Source organism: Streptococcus sp. F2 (genome assembly GCF_056500955.1).
The window spans coordinates 15850-39094 of record NZ_JBWKAI010000020.1; the positions used below are offsets into that span (position 1 = coordinate 15850).

Annotated in this window: 21 protein-coding genes; 17 read left to right on the forward strand and 4 right to left on the reverse strand. The window is 38.9% G+C overall.

The window, feature by feature from the left end:
* Window positions 1-7 precede the first annotated feature (7 nt).
* The 7 genes from ACYTR8_RS07065 (at window position 8) to ACYTR8_RS07095 (ending at window position 8481) form a co-directional block, all read left to right on the forward strand.
* On the forward strand, window positions 8-1552 hold the full coding sequence (locus tag ACYTR8_RS07065) for a peptide chain release factor 3 (protein WP_443597295.1): 1545 nt from the start codon (window positions 8-10) through the stop codon (window positions 1550-1552).
* 127 nt (window positions 1553-1679) lie between these two features.
* Window positions 1680-2063, forward strand: coding sequence for a PH domain-containing protein (locus ACYTR8_RS07070; protein WP_003058003.1), 384 nt, complete (start codon window positions 1680-1682; stop codon window positions 2061-2063).
* Window positions 2064-2271: 208 nt separating this feature from the next.
* Complete coding sequence (locus ACYTR8_RS07075) at window positions 2272-3006, forward strand: ATP-binding cassette domain-containing protein (RefSeq protein WP_129555445.1); 735 nt, start codon at window positions 2272-2274, stop codon at window positions 3004-3006.
* Entirely contained in the window at window positions 2999-3661 is a 663-nt protein-coding gene (locus tag ACYTR8_RS07080) for a methionine ABC transporter permease (RefSeq protein ID WP_111717022.1), read from the forward strand. Before ACYTR8_RS07075 ends, ACYTR8_RS07080 begins: the two co-directional genes overlap by 8 nt.
* A gap of 23 nt (window positions 3662-3684) precedes the next feature.
* Window positions 3685-4515, forward strand: coding sequence for a MetQ/NlpA family ABC transporter substrate-binding protein (locus ACYTR8_RS07085; RefSeq protein WP_269760253.1), 831 nt, complete (start codon window positions 3685-3687; stop codon window positions 4513-4515).
* A 228-nt stretch (window positions 4516-4743) separates the two neighbouring features.
* The gene (gene cshA / locus ACYTR8_RS07090) at window positions 4744-6354 is read left to right on the forward strand and encodes a degradosome RNA helicase CshA (protein WP_269760252.1); all 1611 of its coding nucleotides are present in this window, start codon (window positions 4744-4746) and stop codon (window positions 6352-6354) included.
* Window positions 6355-6480: 126 nt separating this feature from the next.
* Entirely contained in the window at window positions 6481-8481 is a 2001-nt protein-coding gene (locus ACYTR8_RS07095) for a KUP/HAK/KT family potassium transporter (protein WP_111717018.1), read from the forward strand.
* Between the two features lie 23 nt (window positions 8482-8504).
* Here the strand turns inward: ACYTR8_RS07095 and ACYTR8_RS07100 are convergent, their stop codons facing one another.
* Together ACYTR8_RS07100 and ACYTR8_RS07105 are read right to left on the reverse strand one after the other, a co-directional pair.
* On the reverse strand, window positions 8505-8783 hold the full coding sequence (locus ACYTR8_RS07100) for a GIY-YIG nuclease family protein (RefSeq protein WP_111717016.1): 279 nt from the start codon (window positions 8781-8783) through the stop codon (window positions 8505-8507).
* On the reverse strand, window positions 8773-9549 hold the full coding sequence (locus ACYTR8_RS07105; RefSeq protein WP_111717937.1) for a tRNA1(Val) (adenine(37)-N6)-methyltransferase: 777 nt from the start codon (window positions 9547-9549) through the stop codon (window positions 8773-8775). Before ACYTR8_RS07105 ends, ACYTR8_RS07100 begins: the two co-directional genes overlap by 11 nt.
* A 117-nt stretch (window positions 9550-9666) precedes the next feature.
* On the opposite strand from ACYTR8_RS07105, the gene ACYTR8_RS07110 reads away from it, so the two are divergent.
* The 6 genes from ACYTR8_RS07110 (at window position 9667) to ACYTR8_RS07135 (ending at window position 16740) form a co-directional block, all read left to right on the forward strand.
* The gene (locus tag ACYTR8_RS07110; protein WP_269760251.1) at window positions 9667-10407 is read left to right on the forward strand and encodes a lysophospholipid acyltransferase family protein; all 741 of its coding nucleotides are present in this window, start codon (window positions 9667-9669) and stop codon (window positions 10405-10407) included.
* A gap of 396 nt (window positions 10408-10803) precedes the next feature.
* Window positions 10804-11466 carry a helix-hairpin-helix domain-containing protein gene (locus tag ACYTR8_RS07115; RefSeq protein WP_003057999.1) on the forward strand — a complete coding sequence of 221 codons (663 nt, stop codon included), beginning with the start codon at window positions 10804-10806 and terminating at the stop codon, window positions 11464-11466.
* Entirely contained in the window at window positions 11447-13690 is a 2244-nt protein-coding gene (locus ACYTR8_RS07120; protein WP_269760250.1) for a DNA internalization-related competence protein ComEC/Rec2, read from the forward strand. Before ACYTR8_RS07115 ends, ACYTR8_RS07120 begins: the two co-directional genes overlap by 20 nt.
* 80 nt (window positions 13691-13770) lie before the next feature.
* Window positions 13771-14817, forward strand: coding sequence for a DNA polymerase III subunit delta (gene holA, locus ACYTR8_RS07125; RefSeq protein WP_479641922.1), 1047 nt, complete (start codon window positions 13771-13773; stop codon window positions 14815-14817).
* A gap of 89 nt (window positions 14818-14906) precedes the next feature.
* Window positions 14907-15512: a superoxide dismutase SodA gene (sodA, locus tag ACYTR8_RS07130; RefSeq protein ID WP_111717007.1), complete on the forward strand. Its 606-nt coding sequence runs from the start codon at window positions 14907-14909 to the stop codon at window positions 15510-15512.
* 166 nt (window positions 15513-15678) lie between these two features.
* The gene (locus ACYTR8_RS07135; protein WP_443597316.1) at window positions 15679-16740 is read left to right on the forward strand and encodes a serine hydrolase; all 1062 of its coding nucleotides are present in this window, start codon (window positions 15679-15681) and stop codon (window positions 16738-16740) included.
* A gap of 120 nt (window positions 16741-16860) precedes the next feature.
* Here the strand turns inward: ACYTR8_RS07135 and ACYTR8_RS07140 are convergent, their stop codons facing one another.
* Complete coding sequence (locus ACYTR8_RS07140; protein WP_111716999.1) at window positions 16861-18081, reverse strand: DUF3114 domain-containing protein; 1221 nt, start codon at window positions 18079-18081, stop codon at window positions 16861-16863.
* 4 nt (window positions 18082-18085) lie between these two features.
* Window positions 18086-19114, reverse strand: a complete 1029-nt coding sequence (queA, locus tag ACYTR8_RS07145) for a tRNA preQ1(34) S-adenosylmethionine ribosyltransferase-isomerase QueA (protein ID WP_479641923.1) — start codon at window positions 19112-19114, stop codon at window positions 18086-18088.
* 198 nt (window positions 19115-19312) lie between these two features.
* On the opposite strand from queA, the gene nagB reads away from it, so the two are divergent.
* From nagB to ACYTR8_RS07165, 4 genes are all read left to right on the forward strand, one after another.
* Entirely contained in the window at window positions 19313-20026 is a 714-nt protein-coding gene (gene nagB, locus ACYTR8_RS07150; RefSeq protein WP_111716994.1) for a glucosamine-6-phosphate deaminase, read from the forward strand.
* 103 nt (window positions 20027-20129) lie between these two features.
* Window positions 20130-20846, forward strand: a complete 717-nt coding sequence (locus tag ACYTR8_RS07155; RefSeq protein ID WP_269760247.1) for a pseudouridine synthase — start codon at window positions 20130-20132, stop codon at window positions 20844-20846.
* Window positions 20847-20937: 91 nt separating this feature from the next.
* The gene (locus ACYTR8_RS07160) at window positions 20938-22098 is read left to right on the forward strand and encodes an MFS transporter (RefSeq protein WP_046177844.1); all 1161 of its coding nucleotides are present in this window, start codon (window positions 20938-20940) and stop codon (window positions 22096-22098) included.
* A gap of 113 nt (window positions 22099-22211) precedes the next feature.
* Window positions 22212-23168, forward strand: coding sequence for a competence protein CoiA (locus ACYTR8_RS07165; protein WP_479641924.1), 957 nt, complete (start codon window positions 22212-22214; stop codon window positions 23166-23168).
* Window positions 23169-23245 lie beyond the last annotated feature (77 nt).

Here is a 23245-nt window from a genome sequence, read left to right on the forward strand (position 1 = left end):
AAAAAGAATGTCACTTACAGAAGAAATTAAAAAGCGCCGTACCTTCGCTATTATCAGTCACCCGGATGCAGGGAAGACAACAATCACTGAACAATTGCTCTATTTTGGGGGTGAGATCCGCGAGGCGGGGACTGTAAAAGGAAAAAAATCAGGTCAGTTTGCTAAGTCAGACTGGATGGATATTGAAAAACAACGTGGAATTTCCGTAACCTCATCAGTAATGCAATTTGATTATGCTGGCAAACGGGTTAACATCCTTGACACCCCAGGACACGAAGACTTTTCTGAAGATACTTACCGTACCTTAATGGCGGTAGATGCAGCTGTCATGGTTGTTGACTCAGCAAAAGGTATTGAGGCGCAAACGAAAAAATTATTTGAGGTTGTCAAACACCGTAATATTCCTGTCTTCACCTTTATTAACAAATTAGACCGTGACGGCCGTGAGCCTTTAGAACTCTTGGAAGAATTAGAAGAGGTCTTAGGGATTGCTTCCTATCCAATGAATTGGCCTATTGGTATGGGACGTGCCTTTGAGGGCTTGTATGATTTACACAACAAGCGTTTAGAACTCTACAAAGGAGATCAACGATTTGCTGATTTTGAAGAAGGGGCAACTCTTTTTGCAAAAAACCCTTTCTATGAACAAGTTTTAGAAGATATTGAATTGTTACAGGAAGCTGGTAATGATTTTTCGGAACAAGCTGTTTTAGATGGTAAACTTACCCCTGTTTTCTTTGGCTCAGCGCTGACAAATTTTGGTGTGCAGACCTTCCTAGACACTTTCTTGGAATTTGCTCCAGAACCTCATGGTCACAAAACGACTGAAGATGTCGTGATTGACCCTCTGGATAAAGAGTTTTCAGGCTTTGTCTTTAAAATTCAAGCCAATATGGACCCTAAACACCGTGATCGTATCGCTTTTGTGCGTATTGTGTCAGGTGAATTTCAAAAGGGAATGGCTGTTAACTTAACCCGTACTGGTAAAGGGGCAAAGTTGTCTAACGTCACTCAGTTTATGGCAGAGTCCCGTGAGAATGTCCAAAATGCGGTAGCAGGAGATATTATTGGGGTTTATGACACAGGAACCTACCAAGTTGGGGATACCTTGACTGTTGGTAAACGTAAGTTTGAATTTGAACCACTGCCAACCTTTACCCCAGAAATTTTTATGAAAGTTTCTCCTAAAAATGTCATGAAGCAAAAATCATTCCATAAGGGAATGGAACAGTTGGTGCAAGAAGGAGCTGTTCAACTTTATAAAAACTATCAAACAGGTGAATACATGTTAGGTGCTGTAGGGCAGTTGCAGTTTGAAGTCTTTAAACACAGGATGGAAGGTGAATACAACGCTGAAGTTGTGATGACACCGATGGGTAAAAAGACTGTTCGCTGGATTTCAGAAGATGATTTGGATCAACGCATGTCGTCAAGCCGAAACATTTTAGCTAAGGATCGTTTTGATCAGCCTGTCTTCCTATTCGAAAACGAATTTGCCCTTCGCTGGTTTGCAGATAAATACCCAGACGTCAAATTGGAAGAAAAAATGTAATTCCGACGGAGACTGGTATCACGAGGTCTAGCTGTTTTCTGACTAGATTCCGTTGTCTAGTCTCTTTTCGTTTGGTGTGACTATCATTAACAATTGTGGTATAGTTACTAAAAAAGGAGGATATCCTATGGGATTATTATCAGGATTATTAGGCAATGCGTCACAGCAAGACAATCAAAAAATTCAAGCTCAACTAGTAGATGTTTTAGTCACTGGAGAGCAAGTAGAACTAGCTTTTTCATTGGTTAGGGATTTAATTGTTTTTACTGAAAAACGCTTAATTCTAGTGGATAAACAAGGAATGACAGGCAAAAAAGTATCTTACAAGTCTATTCCTTATCGCTCCATTTCTCGTTTTACAGTCGAAACATCAGGGCATTTTGATTTGGATGCTGAACTGAAAATATGGGTCTCCTCTGCTATGGAACCTGCTGAAACCTTACAGTTTAAGAGCGATCAAAGTGTTATTGCGATTCAACAGGCTTTAGCAGCAGCTGTTTTAGGAGAATAATATCTCATTATTAAGATAAAACATGACCACTGGTCTCAGAAGAGGAAGGTCATGTTTTTTTGTTGCCTAAAAAAGTGACCAAAAGAGGAATAGATTTAAAACGCGTAGGAGGATATCGAAATCCGGATGAGTGACTTTGATTTCTAGGCAAATTTTTTGAAAACGCTACATTTTTTTGATAAGATAAGTTTTCGAGGAGCATTAAATAATGATAATAGCATTAAAAGAAGTGGGTAAAATATTTCCAAAAGCTCAGTTTAAATTAGAGCACATTTCGTTTAACATTCAAGAAGGCGAGATAGTAGGGCTCATTGGTTCCAACGGGACTGGGAAGAGTACTATTTTAAAAATGATAAATGGTTTAATGTCCTATGATCAGGGTCATATTTATTATCAAGGACAAGAATTAAAGGAATTATCGGCCAGCCAATTACGGCAAATGCGTAAAGATATTGCCTATATTTTTCAGCACCATAACCTTTTACCTGGAGAAACGGTTTTCTATCATTTATCCCTAGTTTATAAGCTGAATCATCAAAAAGTTGATCATGAAGCTATTGATGATATTTTAGACTTTCTTGGCCTAACGAGGGTTAAGCAAGTCAAGTGTCACAGTTTAAGTGGTGGCCAGCAACAAAAAGTAGCAATTGCCATGGCTATCTTGCAAAAACCAAGGTTGATTTTATGTGATGAAATTAGTTCTGCCTTGGATACTAATAGTGAAAAAGAGATTTTTGATTTATTGGCTAGCCTGCGTGACCAGTATGGCATTTCCATTTTAATGATTGCCCATCATCTCTCTGTTTTAAAACAATATTGTGACCGCGTGATGATTCTAGATCACCAGACGATTGCAGAAACAGTAGTTCCTGTAAAAACAGCATCCCATCAACTGGAGACAGATTATGTGAGCCAGGTAAAGGAGTTCTTATTACATGACTGATATTTTAGCAAAACATGGGGAAGCCATTCTAAATTCATTTTGGGAGACCAATCTAATGCTAGGGCTTACCTTGGCTTTGTGTTTTCTAATCGCTTTTCCCACAGGTATTTTACTCTTTTCATTGAAAAAATCATACCTAATCAGGCATCCTTTGGCCTATCAATGTTTAAACTTGTTCCTTGGAACCTTACGTAGTGTGCCCTTTTTAATCTTTATTTTTATCTTGATTCCCCTTAATCGATTAATTTTTGGAACATCATTTGGGACGATAGCAGCTATTTTGCCGCTAACGCTTGTCTCAGTGAGTTTGTATGCGCGTTACGTTGAACAGGCTTTGCTGAATGTTCCTCAGGTAGTCATCGATAGAGCTTTGAGTTTGGGTGCCAGTAAGGGACAGTTGATACGCTATTTTTTGATCCCATCCATTAAGATGGATTTGATTTTGTCCTTTACAGCAACGGCGATTAGTGTTCTAGGCTATTCAACGGTGATGGGGGTTATTGGCGCGGGAGGCTTAGGTGAATATGCCTATCGCTTTGGTTATCAGGAATATGATTATCCGGTCATGTATCTGATTGTTTTCTTATTTATTATGTATGTGTTTATCTTGCAAAGCTTAGGCTATTTTTTAGCTAATCGCTATGCAAAGAAATAGAAAAACAAACGAAAAGAGGAGTTATGAAAAAAGTACTTTCCCTAATATGTCTTGTTATGGCATCTGTTTTTTTACTGGCTTGCGCTAAAAAAGAATCAAGTCAGTCTAAAGATACGACTAAGGCTAAAGAAGATCGTGTGATCACGGTGGCAACTTATACTAAACCATCATCCACCTTTTTAGAATTGGTTGAAGATAATGTTAAAGAAAAAGGATACACCTTAAAAATTGAGACGGTCTCTGATTATATTCAAGCAAATATTGCCTTGGAAAATAAAGAACATGATGCTAATCTTTTACAACATGAATTTTTCATGGACGTTTTTAATAAAGAAAATAAAGGACATCTCGTTTCGATAACACCTATCTACCATTCATTGGCCGGTTTTTATGGTAAAGGCTTAAAAAGCATTGATGACTTAAAAGATGGTTCAAGGGTAGCTATCCCTTCAGATCCTTCAAATATGACTAGAGCTTTGCTATTGTTACAAGAAAAAAATCTGATTAAACTTAAGAAAACAGACAAACCAACAAAAGCTATTGAAGATATTACCGACAATCCGAAACAGTTAGCTATTGAACCGGTGGCACTTCTTAACCTTAACCAGGCTTACTTTGAGTATGACCTTGTCTTTAACTTTCCAGCTTACGTCGCTAAAATTAACTTGACCCCTCAAAAAGACCGCTTGCTTTATGAGAAAAAACCAGACGTTCACTTTGCAGGTGCCCTAGTAGCTCGTCAGGATAATAAAAACAGTGCTAAAATTAAAGTGCTCAAAGAGGTGTTAACTAGTGATGAAATTCGAGATTACATCACTAATGAACTTCCAAGTGAAGCAGAGGTTGCCTTTTAAAAATCAACATTGAGAAGCTTCTTTTCTTAGAAAAGGAGCTTTCTTAATTGTTTTGGAGGAGTGTTACAAGAATCGTTTATTTATGAAAACGTGTTATTAATGAGATTAACCTTATTTCCTATCTTTTTGATTCTAATTGTGTTACACTAGTTAGGTTGTTAATCAAACGACGAAAATTAAAAGGTTTATAAGGCAGCTTCGCACTGCCTTTTTAGAAAAGAGAAACAATTGAAATTTACAGAATTTAACTTATCAGAAGACATCCAATCAGCTGTCGTTACCGCTGGTTTTGAGAAAGCATCTCCTATCCAGGAAATGACGATTCCTCTCGCACTAGAAGGGAAGGATGTTATTGGTCAGGCACAAACAGGAACTGGTAAAACAGCAGCGTTTGGTCTACCAACCTTGAATAAGATTCGTACTAACGAAAATATCATCCAAGCATTGGTCATTGCACCAACGCGTGAATTGGCTGTACAAAGTCAGGAAGAATTGTTCCGTTTTGGACGTGAAAAAGGGGTTAAGGTTCGCTCTGTTTACGGTGGATCAAGTATTGAAAAACAAATCAAAGCCCTTAAATCAGGTGCCCACATTGTCGTGGGAACACCAGGCCGCTTGTTAGATTTGATTAAGCGCAAGGCTCTTATTTTAGATCATGTGGAAACCTTAATCCTTGATGAAGCAGATGAGATGCTTAACATGGGATTCTTGGAAGACATCGAAGCTATTATTAGTCGTGTCCCAGCAGACCGTCAAACCTTGCTCTTCTCCGCAACGATGCCAGCACCTATTAAACAAATCGGGGTAAAATTCATGAAAGACCCTGAGCATGTTCAAATTAAGAACAAAGAATTAACCAACGTGAATGTTGATCAATACTATGTCCGTGTGAAGGAACAAGAAAAATTTGATACCATGACACGTTTGATGGATGTTAACCAGCCTGAATTATCTATTGTGTTCGGTCGGACTAAACGTCGTGTTGATGAGATTACACGTGGTCTAAAATTACGTGGTTTCCGTGCCGAAGGAATCCATGGTGATCTAGACCAAAATAAACGCTTACGCGTTATCCGTGATTTCAAAAACGATCAAATTGATATTCTTGTAGCCACTGATGTGGCAGCACGTGGTCTTGATATTTCAGGAGTTACCCACGTTTATAACTACGATATTACCCAAGATCCAGAAAGTTATGTTCACCGTATTGGCCGTACTGGTCGTGCGGGTAAATCAGGTGAGTCAATCACTTTTGTCTCACCAAATGAGATGGGCTACCTCTCAATGATTGAGAACTTAACGAAAAAACAGATGAAACCTCTCCGCCCAGCAACTGCAGAAGAGGCTTTCCAAGCCAAGAAAAAAGTAGCCCTTAAAAAAATTGAACGTGATTTTGCAGATGATGCTATTCGTTCTAACTTTGACAAATTCAAAGGAGATGCTATCCAATTAGCAGCTGAATTCACTCCAGAAGAGTTGGCATTGTATATTTTGAGCTTAACGGTTCAAGATCCAGATAGCTTACCAGAAGTGGAAATTGCGCGTGAAAAACCATTACCATTCAAGTATGTGGGTGGTGGCCATGGCAATAAAAATGGCAAAGGTGGTCGTGGACGTGACAACCGTAACCGCGGAGATCGCCGTGGTGGCTATCGTGGCGACCGTAACAGAGATGAGCGTAATGGTGATCGTCGTCGTGATAAACGTGACGGTCATGATGGCAGTGGCAATCGTGATTTCAAACGTAAACCAAAACGTAATGCTAAAGATTTTTTCAATAAAGAAAAGAAATCAAGCCCTAAAAACACTGGATTTGTGATTCGTCACAAAGGTGAATAGGATTAAAGAGAGTCGATTCCCATCGACTCTCTTTAATTTTCTGAAAAAGTTGCTTTTACGTTCGAATCTGTTATAATGGTTTCAGTCATTTTATGGCACTTTTTAACTATTAGGAGGAAGATTGGGATGTCTGATGCCCATCATACTGCCTTTGATAAAGCATCAAAAGCAGGTTTTATTATTGCTCTAGGTATTGTTTATGGAGATATTGGAACAAGTCCTCTCTACACGATGCAATCTTTGGTGGAAAATCAAGGAGGTATCGCTCAGGTTTCTGAACCCTTTATTCTAGGGGCCGTGTCCTTGATTATCTGGACCTTAACGTTAATCACAACAATCAAATATGTTTTGATTGCTCTAAAAGCGGATAACCATCATGAGGGTGGGATTTTTTCTTTATTCACCTTGGTTCGCAAAATGTCACCATGGCTCATTATTCCGGCTATGATTGGAGGTGCAACGCTTTTGTCTGATGGGGCTCTTACGCCTGCGGTAACGGTGACCTCAGCCATTGAAGGATTGAAAGCTGTTCCTGGTCTCAGTCAGATTTATCAAAATCAAACCAATGTGATTATCACAACCCTGATTATTTTGATGATTCTATTTGGGATTCAACGGTTTGGGACAGGGTTTATCGGAAAAATATTTGGACCTGTGATGCTCCTTTGGTTTAGTTTTTTGGGAATTAGTGGTTTACTGAACACATTAGGGCACTTAGAAATTTTCAAGGCTATCAATCCTTACTATGCCCTGCATTTGCTTTTTAGTCCAGAAAATCATCGAGGGATTTTTATCTTGGGGTCCATTTTCCTTGCGACAACAGGAGCTGAAGCTCTCTACTCTGATTTAGGCCATGTCGGCCGAGGTAATATTTATGTGAGTTGGCCTTTTGTCAAGCTATGCATTGTCTTATCCTATTGTGGTCAGGCAGCATGGATTCTATCCCATAAAGATTCAGGCATTGAACTTAATCCTTTCTTTGCTAGTGTACCTTCCCAATTAACGGTGTATGTGGTTATTCTTGCCACCTTAGCAGCCATCATTGCCTCACAAGCCTTAATTTCAGGTTCTTTTACCTTGGTTTCAGAAGCCATGCGCTTGAAAATATTCCCTCTATTTCGAGTGACTTATCCTGGTGCTAATTTGGGGCAATTGTATATTCCGGTGATTAACTGGATTCTCTTTGCAGTCACGTCCTGTACGGTTTTGTATTTTAGAACCTCTGCTCACATGGAAGCAGCCTATGGCCTGGCCATTACCATTACCATGTTAATGACCACTATATTATTGAATTACTATTTGATTAAAGAAGGTGTAAAACCTTTCCTAGCTCATTTAGTGATGACTTTCTTTGCCCTTGTAGAATTCATTTTCTTCTGGGCCTCCGCTGTCAAATTCATGCACGGTGGCTATGTAGTGGTTATTTTAGCGCTAGCAATTGTCTTTGTCATGTTTATTTGGCATGCGGGCACACGCATTGTTTTCAAGTATGTAAAATCTCTCAATTTGAATGATTACAAGGAGCAGATTAAGCAACTTCGTGACGACGTTCGTTTTGACCTTTATCAAACCAATGTGGTTTATCTCTCCAATCGCATGCAGGATCACATGATTGACCGTTCTATTTTGTATTCTATTTTAGATAAGCGGCCCAAGCGCGCTCAAGTTTATTGGTTTGTGAATGTTCAGGTAACTGATGAGCCTTATACAGCCAAGTACAAGGTGGATATGATGGGAACGGATTATATGGTTCGAGTCGAACTTTATCTCGGTTTTAGAATGCCACAGGCTGTGCCACGCTATTTGCGTACGATTGTTCATGACTTGATGGAAAGTGGTCGTTTGCCAAAACAAGAACAAGAATATACCATCACACCTGGCCGTGATGTTGGTGATTTTCGCTTTGTTTTAATAGAAGAGCGGGTCTCCAATGCACGTCAACTCACTAATTTTGAACGCTTTATTATGCAGACTAAAGCGAGCATCAAACATGTCACTGCCAGTCCAATGCGGTGGTTTGGTCTTCAATATTCCGAAGTAACACTTGAAGTGGTTCCTTTAATTTTATCAGATGTCTTGAAGTTACCAATCAAAGAATTGGTGCCTGTGGAAGACAGTGAAGCATAAAAAAATCATTGAGATGATAAGTCTCAATGATTTTTCTTTTCTTTTTGATGAGTAGCAATATAGGCCAATTTCTGGCTTCTTGTTTTTCGTTTCTTAAAGAGTGCCTCAGCGCTCATCGCAGCCTTTTTGCTATCAAACACTTCGTAATAAAGTAAAGAAACAGGTAACCGGTAGCGAGTATATTTAGCCCCCTTTCCTGCATTATGTGTGGCTAAGCGTTTTTGCAAATCAGTTGTATAACCAGTGTAGAGGGTTTTATCTGCACACTCTAACACATACATATAAGCTTTTTTAGTGGTCATGATCAGGTTTTCCTTTGGAAGCAGTACCAAAATAAATCTCAAAAATATGATCAGTGTATTCTCCATTTTCCTTGTGGACAATTAAAGGAGGTAAAATAGTCATCCCTTCAATAGAACCGTCTTTGATTGCTTCAATAAGTAACATATTAGCTGCTTTACCTAATTTAGGATAGACAAATTGTACCCGTTTGGGAGCAAGACCATTAGCTCTAAGGCTATCTATAATTTCCAAGAATCGATCTGGTCGATGAACCATTGCCAGACGGCCATTTGATTTAAGGGCATGACGGGCTACCTGACAAATCTCTTCTAAATTAGTGGTAATCTCATGACGAGCCAATAAATAATGTTCAGAGACGTTCTTCTTGGAACTTTCGTGACTTTTAAAGTAAGGGGGATTGCAGAGCATCAAATCAACTCCTGAACGTGGCACATGGTTTAGGAGATGTTTTAAATCATCACAAATCATGGTTACTTGGTCTTCCAGCTGATTAAGTTGAATGGATCGCCGCCCCATATCAGCAAGCCGTTCTTGTAACTCGACTTCAACGATGGTTGCCTTGGTTCTGGTGCTAGCAAATAAGCCGACCGCCCCATTTCCTGAGCACAAATCCACAATTAACCCTTTGGAAGGCATTTTGGGGAAGCGGGATAAGAGGACGCTATCAATAGAGTAACTAAAGACATCCTTGTTTTGAATAATGCGAACATCACTTGAAAAGAGTTGATCAATACGTTCGCCTTCTTTTAAGATTGCTTTTATCATATCTGTTATTTTAACATAAAATAGGCTTGAGGTGAATGTTTGAAGAGGGATTTTGACTTTCGAAAAGTCAGCTTTCATGGTACAATAAGTAAGATTATTCTATTAAAGGAGAAGCCTGTGTTTTACGCTTACTTACGTGGTTTAGTAATCTTTTTATTATGGGTTGTCAATGGCAATGCCCACTACCATCATGAAGAAAATATGTTAGATGCTTCTGAGAATTATATTCTGGTAGCACCTCATCGAACCTTTTGGGATCCAGTTTACATGGCATTTGCAGCACGTCCTAAGCAGTTTATTTTTATGGCTAAAAAAGAGTTGTTTACGAATCGTCTCTTTGCTTGGTGGATTAAAATGTGTGGTGCTTTTCCTATTGATCGTGATAAACCGAGTCCAGATGCTATTCGTTACCCTGTTAATATGCTCAAAAAGAGCAATCGTTCTCTTCTTATGTTTCCAAGTGGAAGCCGACACTCTCAAGAGGTCAAAGGAGGGGTAGCGGTGATTGCTAAGATGGCTAAGGTCAAGATTATGCCAGCAGCCTATCAAGGACCTATGTCGGTCAAGGGATTACTAGCGGGAGAACGAGTTGACATGACTTTTGGGAATCCCATTGACGTCTCAGATATTAAACGCATGAATGATGAAGGGATTGCTGAGGTGGCAAACCGTATTCAGGCAGAATTTGATCGAATGGATGATGAGTTGGTACCTTTCCAACCGGGCAAAGCAAGAAACCCTTTAACTTATCTTTACCGATTGCCTCTGGGCTTGGTTTTGGTGGTGGTATTATTATTAACCATGCTATTTTCCTATATTGCTAGCTTTGTTTGGGATCCAGATAAACACCGCCATTAAAAAACAAAAATAAGAAGAACATCTTTGTTTCAAAAAAGAGCTAAGCTTTAGTATTTCTGCGTAACAGACTTACTAAAGCTTAGCTTTTTTATTTGGTGACAGAGAAATCAGAAGAAGGCGATCGACGAAATATTGACAGGTTTATCGAGTACTTGCTTAATTTTTGGTTGACAGAGAGGGCGATGTGGCAAAAACCATACGTACCTAATAGGAAAGATAGGTTTCAATAGCCTATTATCTTCTTTGATTTAATTGGTAACAACATTATATAGAAAAGTCCGTTTCGTGCTCAATCAAGCGTTGGTTGCTAGGGGATGCCATTTGCACTTTCTTCAAAAAATCTCATGAGAATTATTTTTTAACATTCATTTACGAATAAAAAGATGAGGTGAAAAAATGATAGATGACTTGTTAACTAAAGGAACAAATAGCTTGAAAAAGGTTTATTCTCTGCCACGCTTGATTGGTGTTGTGTTAGCGATTTTTCTGATACTAACCCTAAGTTTTGTTATCTGGGGCAAAGAGCAGAGCCAAACAAAACTTCCTATTGTATCAACTTCTTCTTCCATACAACAGCCAGCTAGTGAGGAAAAAAAGTATTCTTCAGAAGAGAGTAATATTTTAGTGGATTTGAAAGGAGCCGTACAACAGGAGGGAGTTTATAAGCTCAGGGCAAATAGTCGTGTGCGCGATGTCATTGAATTAGCTGGGGGACTTACTCAGGAAGCTGATAGACATGCTGTTAATTTTGCAGAAAAACTGGTGGATGAACAGGTTGTGTATGTGGCTAAGCAGGGTGAAGACATTTCTGTCTTGCCAAATGCCTCCTCAGCAGGTAAAGCTAACGCAGAAATGTCTAACTCAACAAAGGTGAATATCAATAAGGCAAATTTAGAGGAGTTACAACGTATTTCGGGCATTGGTGTAAAAAGGGCTCAGGATATTCTTGAGACGAGAGACAGTCTAGGTGGCTTTAAAACGTTAGATGATCTTAGACAGGTATCTGGAATTGGTGAAAAAACACTTGAGAAATTGAAACATGAACTATCGTTGGACTAAGTGGTCTCCCTTGCCTCCCATTCAACTAGCCTTTTTGGTAATGGCTCTTTATTATCAGATCTATTGTCCTAGCTGGTTGACTTGCTTACTTAGCGGTTGCTTAGGAATGTTACTATTGAAGCAGTTTCCTCAAAAGACCCTCTGTAAGGTTGTTATGATTCTGGCCTTATTTGCTGCTGTCTTTGTTTATCGGAAACATCAGTTGAGACAGCAATTGGAAACACAACCTTTACAAGTGTCTCAGGTAGCATTGGTTCCGGATAGTATTCGAATTAATGGAGATCAATTAGCTGTTATTGGGCGTCACGGTAATCATTCTTATCAGTTGTTTTATCGTTTTAAACATCAAAAGGAAGCCCGATTTTTCCAAAAAGAGTACCGTTGGATAGTGATGCATGCCAAAATAGTATTGGACAAGGCTGAGACTTCCCGAAATTTTAGAGGATTTAATTACCAATCTTTTTTAGCCTATCAGGGAATTTACAGGATAGGAAAAGTGGAACAAGTAGAGCAGCTTGAAGTGGTTTCACCAAAGTCAGTAGGAGATTATTTATCTTCTTTGAGGCGACAGGCTATTGTCCATTGCCAACAATCCTTTCCAAAGCCCATGTCTCATTATTTGACGGGACTCCTTTTCGGCTATTTGGATAAGTCCTTTGGTGAGATGACAGATTATTATAGTCAGCTTGGTATCATTCATCTTTTTGCCCTATCAGGGATGCAGGTTGGCTTCTTTTTAACCTGTTTTAGAAGAGGTTTGACGCTATTAGCTATTCCTCTTGAATGGATTAAATGGATAGAGCTTCCCTTTGCCTGTCTATATGCTGCGCTGACAGGTTACAGTATTTCTGTTATTCGAAGCCTTCTGCAGGCTCAATTAGGTCATCTAGGCATAAAAGGCTTAGATAATCTGGCTTGCGCTTTCTTACTTGTTCTTTTATGGGATGCTCATGCTTTGATGACTGTTGGTGGAGTACTAACATTTAGCTATGCGTTTATGTTAACTGTTATCACTTTTGAGGAGTTATCGGGAGTTAAAAAGCATTTCGTCCAGGTCATTACTGTTTCTTTAGGGATGTTACCTTTCTTGCTCTTTTATTTTGCTAGTTTTAACCCCATGTCAATGGTATTAACAGGGCTTTTGTCTTATCTCTTCGATGTTTTGATTTTGCCTCTTCTTTGCTTGGTTTTCTGTTTGTCTCCTTTGATAACTCTCTCAGGATGTAATTATCTCTTTCTTTTCTTAGAAAAAGTCATTCAATTTCTTGGTAATACCCTCAATACCTCCCTTGTTTTTGGAAGTCCGACCAGTTGGCACTTGCTTATCCTGGTGATTAGCTTCGCTATTCTTTATGACCATCGGCAGATACGACAAAGAGTTATCATTTGCGGCTTGGTCATAGGCCTGACGCTTTTATCTGTTAAATATCCTTTGACCAATGAAGTGACCTTTATCGACATTGGCCAGGGCGATAGTATTTTAGTGAGGGATTGGACAGGAAAAAATCTCTTAATAGATGTAGGTGGGCGCCTTTCCTTTTCTTCAAAAGAGCAGTGGCGACAGGGGCATCAGACATCGAATGCTCAGAAAACCTTAATTCCTTACTTAAAAAGTAGAGGCATTCACACCATTGACCAATTACTAGTAACTCATGCGGATACTGATCATATGGGGGATATAGAGGTGGTTGCCAAAGCTATTCGTATAAAGGAGATTTTGACTAGCCAAGGTAGTTTAAGCCAGCCAAGCTTTGTTAGGCGGTTAAGGCGTTTAAAATGTTACGTTAGGGTTTTAGCAGCTGGAGACCAATTGCCTATTATGGGAAGTGTCTTACAGGTACTCTATCCTTGGCAGTTAGGGAACGGGAAAAATAATGATTCTCTGGTTCTTTATGGTAGGCTCCTCAATCAAACTTTTCTATTTACAGGTGATTTGGAAAAAGAGGGGGAAAACGAGATCATAGAACGTTATCCTCAACTAAGAGTAGATTATTTAAAAGCAGGTCACCATGGATCAAATACCTCTTCTAGTGCAGCTTTTTTAGACCATATTCAGCCTAAAGTGGCCTTTATTTCTGCTGGAAAAAATAACCGTTATCAGCATCCTCACAGAGAAACCCTAACCCGTTTGGAGGATAGGGAAATTTCTTATTATCGCACGGATATTCAAGGAGCTGTTCGGTTGACAGGATGGCTAAATTGGCATATTGAGACTGTTCGTTGATCAGGGGAAAGTGCATTAATTTCTTAACACCTTGATATCAGGTCGGTAGCTTTTCTTTTGAAAGATGATATAATAAAAGCATGATTGCGATAGAAAAGATAGAGAAACTGAATAAACAAAATTTAGGCCTCATTACCTTGGTAACTGGAGAAGATATTGGTCAATATAGCCAATTAAAATCGCGTTTAATGACGCAAATTGCTTTTGATAAGGATGATTTAACCTATTCTTATTTTGACATGTCCGAGACGGCTTATCAGGATGCAGAAATGGATTTGTTGAGTTTGCCTTTTTTTGCTGAGCAGAAGGTGGTCATTTTTGATCATTTGTTAGATATCACGACCAATAAAAAAAGTTTCTTAAAAGAAAAAGACCTAAAAGCCTTTGAAACCTATTTAGAAAATCCCTTAGAGACTACTCGACTAATCATCTTTGCACCAGGGAAGTTGGATAGTAAACGACGCTTGGTCAAACTCTTAAAACGAGATGCTCTTATTTTGGAAGCTAGTCTGTTGAAAGAAGCGGAGCTGAGAACTTATTTTCAAAAATACAGTCATCAACTGGGTTTAGGTTTCGAGAGTGGTGCCTTTGACCAATTACTTTTGAAATCAAACGATGATTTTAGTCAAATCATGAAAAACATGGCTTTTTTAAAAGCTTATAAAAAATTGGGGACTGTCAGTCTAGCAGATATTGAACAGGCCATTCCTAAAAGTTTGCAAGACAATATTTTTGACTTAACCAGACTCGTTCTACGAGGAAAAATCGATGCAGCTAGAGATTTGATTCATGATTTACGCTTATCAGGGGAAGATGATATTAAATTAATTGCTATTATGTTGGGTCAATTTCGCTTATATTTACAGCTTGCCATTCTTGCTAAAGAAGGAAAATCAGAACAGCAGCTTGTAACCAGTTTGTCAGAGATACTTGGTCGGCGAGTTAATCCTTATCAAGTTAAGTATGCTATTAAAGATTCTAGAATGTTGTCTCTCAAGGAGCTAGCATTTGTGGTCAAAACCTTAATTGAGACAGATTATCAGATTAAAACTGGGATTTATGAAAAACAGTATTTAGTTGATATAGCTCTTTTAAAGATGGTAACCACATTACAAAGGAGCGATTGAACCGCTTTCTAAGAGATAATCAAATTAGTTGAAAGCTCTTATTTTTTGCGATAAGATAGACTTATCATAAAGGAAAAGAGGACAGGAAAATGGCTATTATTTTACCAGAACTTCCATACGCGTATGATGCTCTTGAACCACATTTTGATGCGGAGACAATGACTCTCCATCATGATAAACACCATGCGACTTACGTTGCCAATGCGAATGCTGCTTTAGAAAAACACCCTGAAATAGGTGAAAACCTCGAAGAATTATTGGCAGATGTCACCAAAATTCCAGAAGATATTCGTCAAGCCTTAATTAATAATGGTGGAGGACATTTAAACCATGCCCTTTTCTGGGAATTATTGTCCCCAGAAAAACAAGACGTCACTCCTGATGTTGCACAAGCTATTGATGATGCCTTCGGTTCATTTGACGCTTTTAAAGAACAATTTACGGCAGCTGCTACTGGACGATTTGGTTCAGGATGGGCTTGGTTAGTTGTTAACGCAGATGGAAAACTTGAAATCACTTCAACAGCCAATCAAGATACGCCAATTTCAGACGGTAAAACTCCTATTTTAGGACTTGATGTTTGGGAACATGCTTACTACTTGAATTACCGTAATGTCCGTCCGAATTACATCAAAGCTTTCTTTGATATTATTAATTGGAAAAAAGTATCCGAACTTTACCAAGCGGCTAAATAAGGAAACAGGTACCAATCTCGAGAGGAGATTGGTTTTTTAGATGGTTTGATGACTTAATAGGAAAACAGTCTGTGACTAGGATAAGATAAAAATGGTTTGTCTTTTTAATATAATGCCTTGATTTTTAATCAGATTTAGCTAGAATAGAATGTATAGGAGATTTTAGGTGTTAAGAGAGAAAAGACGTAATATTTTGTGGGGTACTTTAACCATAGTGGCTTTAGCTATGTTAGTTGGTTGCTTAGCGATTAAAAAGAAAACAGCTTCCAAGAAAATGGGAGAGCATCAACAGCAAATAGCCTATTTAAAAAAGAAAAATAAGAAAAATACAGTTAAACCTAAGCCATTCCCAGAAAAATCCAAAGAAGCTAAGCAAGCTACTATGGATGCAGATTTTGAACAGATGAATGCCTTAGGCCTTTATTATGACTACCATACGTTGAGTTTGGTGGATACGGTGAAAGCTTATCTGGAAGAGTTTGGTATTGATGAGTCTCAGATTGCTTTTTCCTACAAAGACCTTCGTTCAGGTAAGACAGTGGCCATGAATGAACACCAGCCCATGACGGCAGGAAGTACTTATAAGTTACCGCTAAACATGTTGGTGGTTGATGAGGTGAAAAAGGGCAAGCTGACATTAACAGAGCGTTTTGACATTACTGGAACGGATTATGAATACGAACAAGAACATAATGCCTATGTGGCTCAATTTAATGGGGCTATGTCAATTCCAGATATGCAGGAGTATTCCCTTGTTTATTCAGAAAATACACCTGCATACGCTTTGGCAGAACGTTTGGGTGGCATGAATAAAGCTTATCAACTATTCGATCGGTATGGGAAAGCATCTGGTCCCATACCAACTATTGATTGCAAGGGAAATAAGACAACCACTGCGTACTACTTGCAGGTTCTTGATTATTTGTGGAAGCATCAGGATAAATATGCAGATATCTTATATTTTATCGGAGAGTCTTTTCCTGATTTGTATTACAAGGCTTACTTGCCAAATATCACCATCTATCAAAAACCTGGGTATGTCAGAGAAGCTTTAAATATAGGTGCGATTGTTGGTGAAGAATCTCCATACCTTATTGCTCTTTATTCAGCAGGTCTTGGTGGTGCTACAGAAGAGTCAGAAGAAGTTAACGGACTTGGCTACGTGCAGTTAATTAATTTAACCTATGTGATCAATGAATGGCACCGGGTTAATCACAATATGAGTTAGCCGATTGATGAAATCTTTTGGGAGTGAGGCATTTTAAACAGTCATATGACTACCGGTAGAGGCTGTGCTTTTATAGAAATAAAAAAAGGTTTGACAATTAGCTTTGTCAAACCTTTTCCTTTAATATTGTTTGTGAGATGTTTGCGTTTTAGTTATGGTACTTTGATAATGGTGCAACAACTTTTTAAATTTTTTGATAGCTGCGCGCGTGAGTTGTTTGGAGGATTTCCCATTTCTACTATAAATAGGGTTATGTTTGTCACCGTGTTGTTCCAAATCAGGAACGAGGAAAGTGGCTTCTGGACTATGGGTTGCCTCTTCGATAAATGCAGGGTCAAAGAGCAAAATAGGATCAATATCAAGGAGACGGTGTAAGTCATCGTTTTGATTCCCGTAGTTGAAGGAGGAACCATTGACAATACTATTACGTGTCAGGTTTTCCGGATCTAATGCGACTAAAAATTGTCCAGATTCTGACAAAATAAATTCTGAATGAAAATGAATCAAAATCTTATAGTTAGATTGGGGAATATTATCAGTGTAGACAGCCTGATGATTGCCACTGGCATCTAATATACTGGCGACTTTATTGTGATACCGAGACGATTCATATAGATTGTAGTCGTCATCTTCGAGAGTAGCCAGATACTTGGCTAAAGCATCCGCATCAGTTTCTCCTTTTTTTCCATACTGAGAACGAACCCACTCGATTTGTTGAGTAGATAAGAGGTAGCGTAGCTGATGGATTTGCCGGTTAAAACTGCTGTAAGGGATGTGCTCCAGATTGATATAGCAAGCTTGGATGAGGGCAGATAATTGATCCCAGAAGGGATCTGTGGGAGTTAAATTGGGGCTAAAATGCGCCAAAATTTGCTGAGTTTGGTGAACCTGTCCAGTCAATTCTTCTGGCATGTTTAAATAGGTCAAGAGGAGTTCTAGCCGTTTTTGAGCTTCTTGAGGCGTCTGTGTCATCTCTTCTTGTTGCCAGAGCTTTTGAAAGTCAGGTGAGCCTATCAGGCGAATGCGACTATAATGTTGTTCGAAATGATAAGAGTTTCCTCCAACGGTAAGGTGTTCAAGGTAGCCTTTTTGGATGGCCTTATAGGACCATCCGTCCCTATTGAGTTTTCGAACATAATCAAGCAAGTCGTGGCGTAATTTAATAGCTTCTGAAAGCTGGAGTTCTTGTAATTTAGGATGGTTTTGGTAAAAAGGTGTCACTAAGTCCTGATAAGGTTTGTGCTCTTTTTCAAAGGTTAGGCGACGATAGTCTTTTTGCCAAAAGCTAATGCAGAAGGTTAAAAAAATCAAGAAGCGCAGCCATTTTCCAAGTGTTTTCATGGTTTTATTTCACAAACATGGCATCGCCAAAACTAAAGAAGCGATACTTTTCATCGACAGCATGCTTATAGGCATCAAGGACAAAGTCACGCCCTGCAAAGGCGGAAACAAGCATGACAAGAGTTGATTTTGGAAGATGGAAATTAGTCGAGAAGGCATCAACAACCTTAAATTGGTAGCCTGGTTTAATAAAAATATTGGTCCAACCAGAATCAGCTTGAATGTCCCCTTGGAACTTACTTCCGATGGTTTCCAATGTACGAATAGATGTGGTTCCAACAGCGACAATGCGGCCTCCAGCTTTTTTGACGTCGCGCAGTGTTTGTGCTGCTTCTTCTGAAAGGGAATAGAATTCAGAGTGCATGTCGTGGTCATCAAGATTATCCACGGAAACAGGGCGGAAAGTCCCCAAGCCCACATGTAGAGTTAGGTAAACCAAATGGACACCCTTAGCTTCGATTTTTGAGAGTAAGTCTGTTGTGAAATGCAAACCAGCAGTTGGGGCAGCAGCAGAGCCATTTTCCTTAGCATATACGGTTTGGTAACGTTCAGCATCATCTAATTTCTCATGGATGTAAGGAGGTAGAGGCATTTCGCCAAGACTTTCTAAAACTTCTAGAAAAATCCCCTCGTAGTTAAACTCCACAATGCGGCCACCGTGTTCTAATTCTTCAACAATGGTTGCTGTTAATCGACCATCTCCAAAACTGACTTGGCTACCAACTTTGAGGCGTTTAGCAGGTTTGGCAAGGACTTCCCACTGATCTCCGTGGGTATTTTTTAATAAAAGCAATTCCACATGACCATGGGTGTCAGGTTTTTCCCCATAGAGTCTGGCAGGTAAGACACGAGTATTGTTCATGACAAGCGCATCACCTGGATTTAGTTGATCGATGATGTGATCAAAATGGCTATCAATCATCGTCTTCTGCTCGTGGTCAATAATCAAAAGTTTTGAACTATCTCTTTTTTCAAGTGGTGTTTGGGCAATCAGTTCTTCGGGCAAATCAAAATCAAAATCGTTAGTATTCATTAGGTCTCCTTTGAGTTACTAGAGCACCTCTGGGTAGTCGCTCTCTGATAAGATAAATCTTTTCTATTATATCACTTGTCGTCTAACCCGTCATCTTTAATCTTTCATCAGAAAAGAAAGGACAGGCTTGACAAAAATTGGTATATACCATATAATGAAATTATAAAAGGTCTATACCAATAAAAGGAGGAGAATGATATGAAAATTATTCGGGTCCAAGATCAGATTGAAGGTGGGAAAATCGCTTTTACCTTATTGAAAGATAGTTTAGCTAAGGGAGCTAAGACGTTAGGATTAGCAACAGGAAGTTCACCAATTAGTTTTTACCAAGAAATGGTCAAAAGTCCTTTGGATTTTTCGGACTTAACAAGTATTAACTTGGATGAATATGTCGGTCTTCCAGTAGAGAGCGATCAGAGTTATGATTATTTTATGCGTCAAAATCTTTTTAATGCGAAGCCTTTTAAAAAGAATTACTTGCCCAATGGTTTAGCAACCGATGTCGAAGCAGAAGCTAAACGATATGACCAAATCATTGCAGAGCATCCGATTGATTTTCAAGTGCTTGGGATTGGACGTAATGGGCACATTGGTTTTAACGAACCTGGGACTTCTTTTGAAGAAGAAACGCATGTGGTGGAACTTCAAGAATCAACCATTGAAGCCAATAGTCGTTTCTTTACAAGTATTGATGATGTCCCAAAACAAGCTATCTCTATGGGCATTGCTTCTATCATGAAGTCCAAAATGATTGTTCTTCTCGCTTTTGGAGAAGAAAAAGCAGATGCTATTAAAGGAATGGTATCTGGTCCTGTCACAGAAGATCTTCCAGCTAGTATTCTCCAACAACATGAGAATGTGATTGTGATTGTGGATGAAGCTGCAGCATCTAAATTAAATGAAGTTGACTAATCATTAATAATTTTATAAGAAGGAAGAGGAAGAAGAGTTCTTGAGGTGAAGTCTTTTTCCTTCTTTTTCTTTTGTTGCTATCAATTTATGTTACACTACTAATATGCGTTTAGATAAATTATTAGAGGTAGTTACAGATGGTTCGCGGCGGCAAGTGAAACAGTTGATCAAGGGGCAAGACGTGAGAATTGATCACGAGATTGCTTGGAGTGGGCGACAAAATGTAGACCCCGGGCTACAACTGATTGAGATTTCCGAAAAACGGATAAGTCATCCCAAACATTCCTATTTTATCCTTAATAAACCAGCAGGGGTTGTCTCGGCAAGAAGCGATATTAACCATGTAACAGTGTTGGATCAACTTTCGGAGAAAGATAGACACCCAGCCTTGTATCCTGTTGGCAGATTGGACAGAGATACCGAAGGTTTGGTTTTACTCACTGATAATGGACCTTTAGGTTTTCGAATGTTACATCCTAGTCATCATGTTGCAAAGATCTATATGGTAACAGTCAATGGCTTCTTAGATGAAGATGCTCCAGATTTTTTCGCAGCAGGAATTAAGTTTCCAACAGGAGAGCAGTGCCGACCAGCTCAGTTAACAATCCTTCAGGCGAGTCAGGAGAAATCACAAGCACGTTTGGTCATTTCAGAAGGTAAATTTCATCAAGTTAAAAAAATGTTTTTGACCTATGGCTTGAAAGTGATTTCTCTTAAACGAACTAGTTTTGCCGGACTGGAACTTGGGGAACTAGCGAGTGGAGCCTATCGTTCCTTGACTGATGCTGAAACGTTAGTGATTAAAGCTTATTTAGATTGATAAAAACTTACTGGTCACTAATACGCTATTCTTGCTTAAACAGCAAACTGTCTATATACTGAAACAGTATCTTAGTTAAAGGAGATTTTTCATGAAAACGAAACTACCAACTAAATTGGCAATGTTGTCTATCTCACTCTTTTTAATGTCGCATTTAGCGATTGCCCCTGCCATTCCTAAACTTTATGCCCTCTATCATGGGCAAAATCCTCATATTGGCTTGGCTTCTGTGGAGAGTCTCGTGACTATTCCAGCCATGATGATTACCATTTTTGTCATGCTAAGTCACCTTGTCGTCGCAACATTAGGAAAGAAAAAAACGATCCAACTGGGATTGGTGTTGATTCTAATATCAGGTCTGGTATCTTTTTTCACCAAGCAATTTGTAGTGGCTTTAATGTGTCGTCTGTTATTGGGAGTAGGTATTGGCCTTTACAATTCTCTTTCTATCAGTATTATCAGCGATTATTATGAGGGTGACGAGCGTGCCAGCATGATTGGCTTTCGAACGGCAACGCTTAATATTGGAAAGGCCTTAACGACTTTTATCGTTGGTCTAGCTTTGTTAGTTGGTGTTAATTATACCTACCTTGTGTATTTGTTGGTTATTCCTGTTTACATTTTATTTAGCAAATACGTTCCTGAAATTGATACAAGTCATTTAACCCTTAAGAAAACAACTTATATTGATCAGGCTGTTGGTTACCTGATGTTAATCACCTTCTTTGTGGGGATTTCTTACATTGGAGCAACCATTAAAATCCCCTCGCTTCTTGTCAATAAATATCATTATTCCAGTTTCTATGCGAGTAACATGCTGACTATTTTAGCTATTAGCGGTATTTTGATTGGTCTGGTCTTTGGACAGCTAACCAAGTATCTTAACGATAGCATCATGGCTGTGATGATTCTCCTCATGGGTCTGGGAAATCTTATCTTTACCTTTGCTACTCATAGTGCCCTTTTCATCTTAGGAGCCCTTTTAATCGGAGCAAGTTTTGTGGGTGCCATGTCTGCTGTTTTTGATTATATTGCTAAACATTTTAAAAGGGAACATAATCATTTTGTAACCAGTTTGGCAATTACCGCAGGGAATATTGGTGTTATTCTAACGCCAGTTTTATTAACCAAACTACCCGCACTCTGGCATTGGGAAATGTTTGTGACTCCTTTTTACATGACGAGTGGTTTTATGTTGGTCAATCTTATCTTGTATGGGCTGCTGAAAAAAAGCTCATCTCAAAGAAGCTAGGCAACGATTTGCCTGCTTTTTTTGTATCTCAATTTAGTTTTTTTGACAAAAGACTAAATTGAGGTAAGAATGGTTTCTTTTTACGAATAATAAGGTAGAGGGACTAAGAGGAGGTGTTGAGAGTATTAACAGCTTTAACCAATGAGAATCAGGTGATTTCTTTGCTAGTACAGCCTAATCCTCAGAAGCAACCATTTCGTTGTCCAGCTTGCGGATCTCCTGTTCGCTTGCGTCAAGGAAAAATTATACGCCCTCATTTTGCACACATCACATTAGCTAATTGTCATTTTCAAACAGAAAATGAGTCCCAAGAACATTTGCATTTGAAAGCAAAAATATACACAAGTCTGATAAAGACAGAAAAGGTTTGTGTGGAAAAGTATCTTCCCGAGTTACAACAATTTCCAGATCTTTGGGTGAATGATAAGTTAGCCTTAGAAATTCAGTGCAGCCCTATACCAATTGAGCGTTTGGTGGCACGTACACAAGCCTATCAGAAACATAGTTACGAGGTTCGTTGGCTGTTGGGAAAGAAACTCTGGCTTAAAAATCGTTTAACGGCCTTCCAAAAACAATGTCTTTACTTTTCGTCTCGTTTAGGCTTTCATTTGTGGGAGTTGGATACAGCTGCACATCTGTTGCGTCTAAAATACTTAATTCATGAAGATTTATTTGGCAAAGTCAGTTACCTAACCAAAACCATTTCTTTGGATAACAATATCATGGAAAGTTTGCGGATTCCTTATCACCAAAGCAAGCTCTGTTCTTACCAAAAACCTATGGCCAAGTCTCTTTCGATACCCATTCAAAGGGCTTTATTAGCGAAGCATCCTAAATGGTTACGTCGTCAGGAAAGAGCCTATTTAGCTGGCTATAATTTACTCATGTTGCCAGTAGAGGCCTTCTATCCTCAATGGCGCCCCGTACAGTCGGCTACTGGTTTTTGTCAAATCAAAGAGAATCTCCATGATTATAATAAGAGTTTTAAAGTTTATTACAAAAAAGAAGGGAATAAGAAGGCACGCCAAACGCATGAAGAAACTTTTGTTTTCAGAAAACTAGATTCATAATGACAAAATCAATCAAAGTAGTACACTATAGATGAGGTGACTACGATGATTGATTTTATTATTGCTATTGATAATTG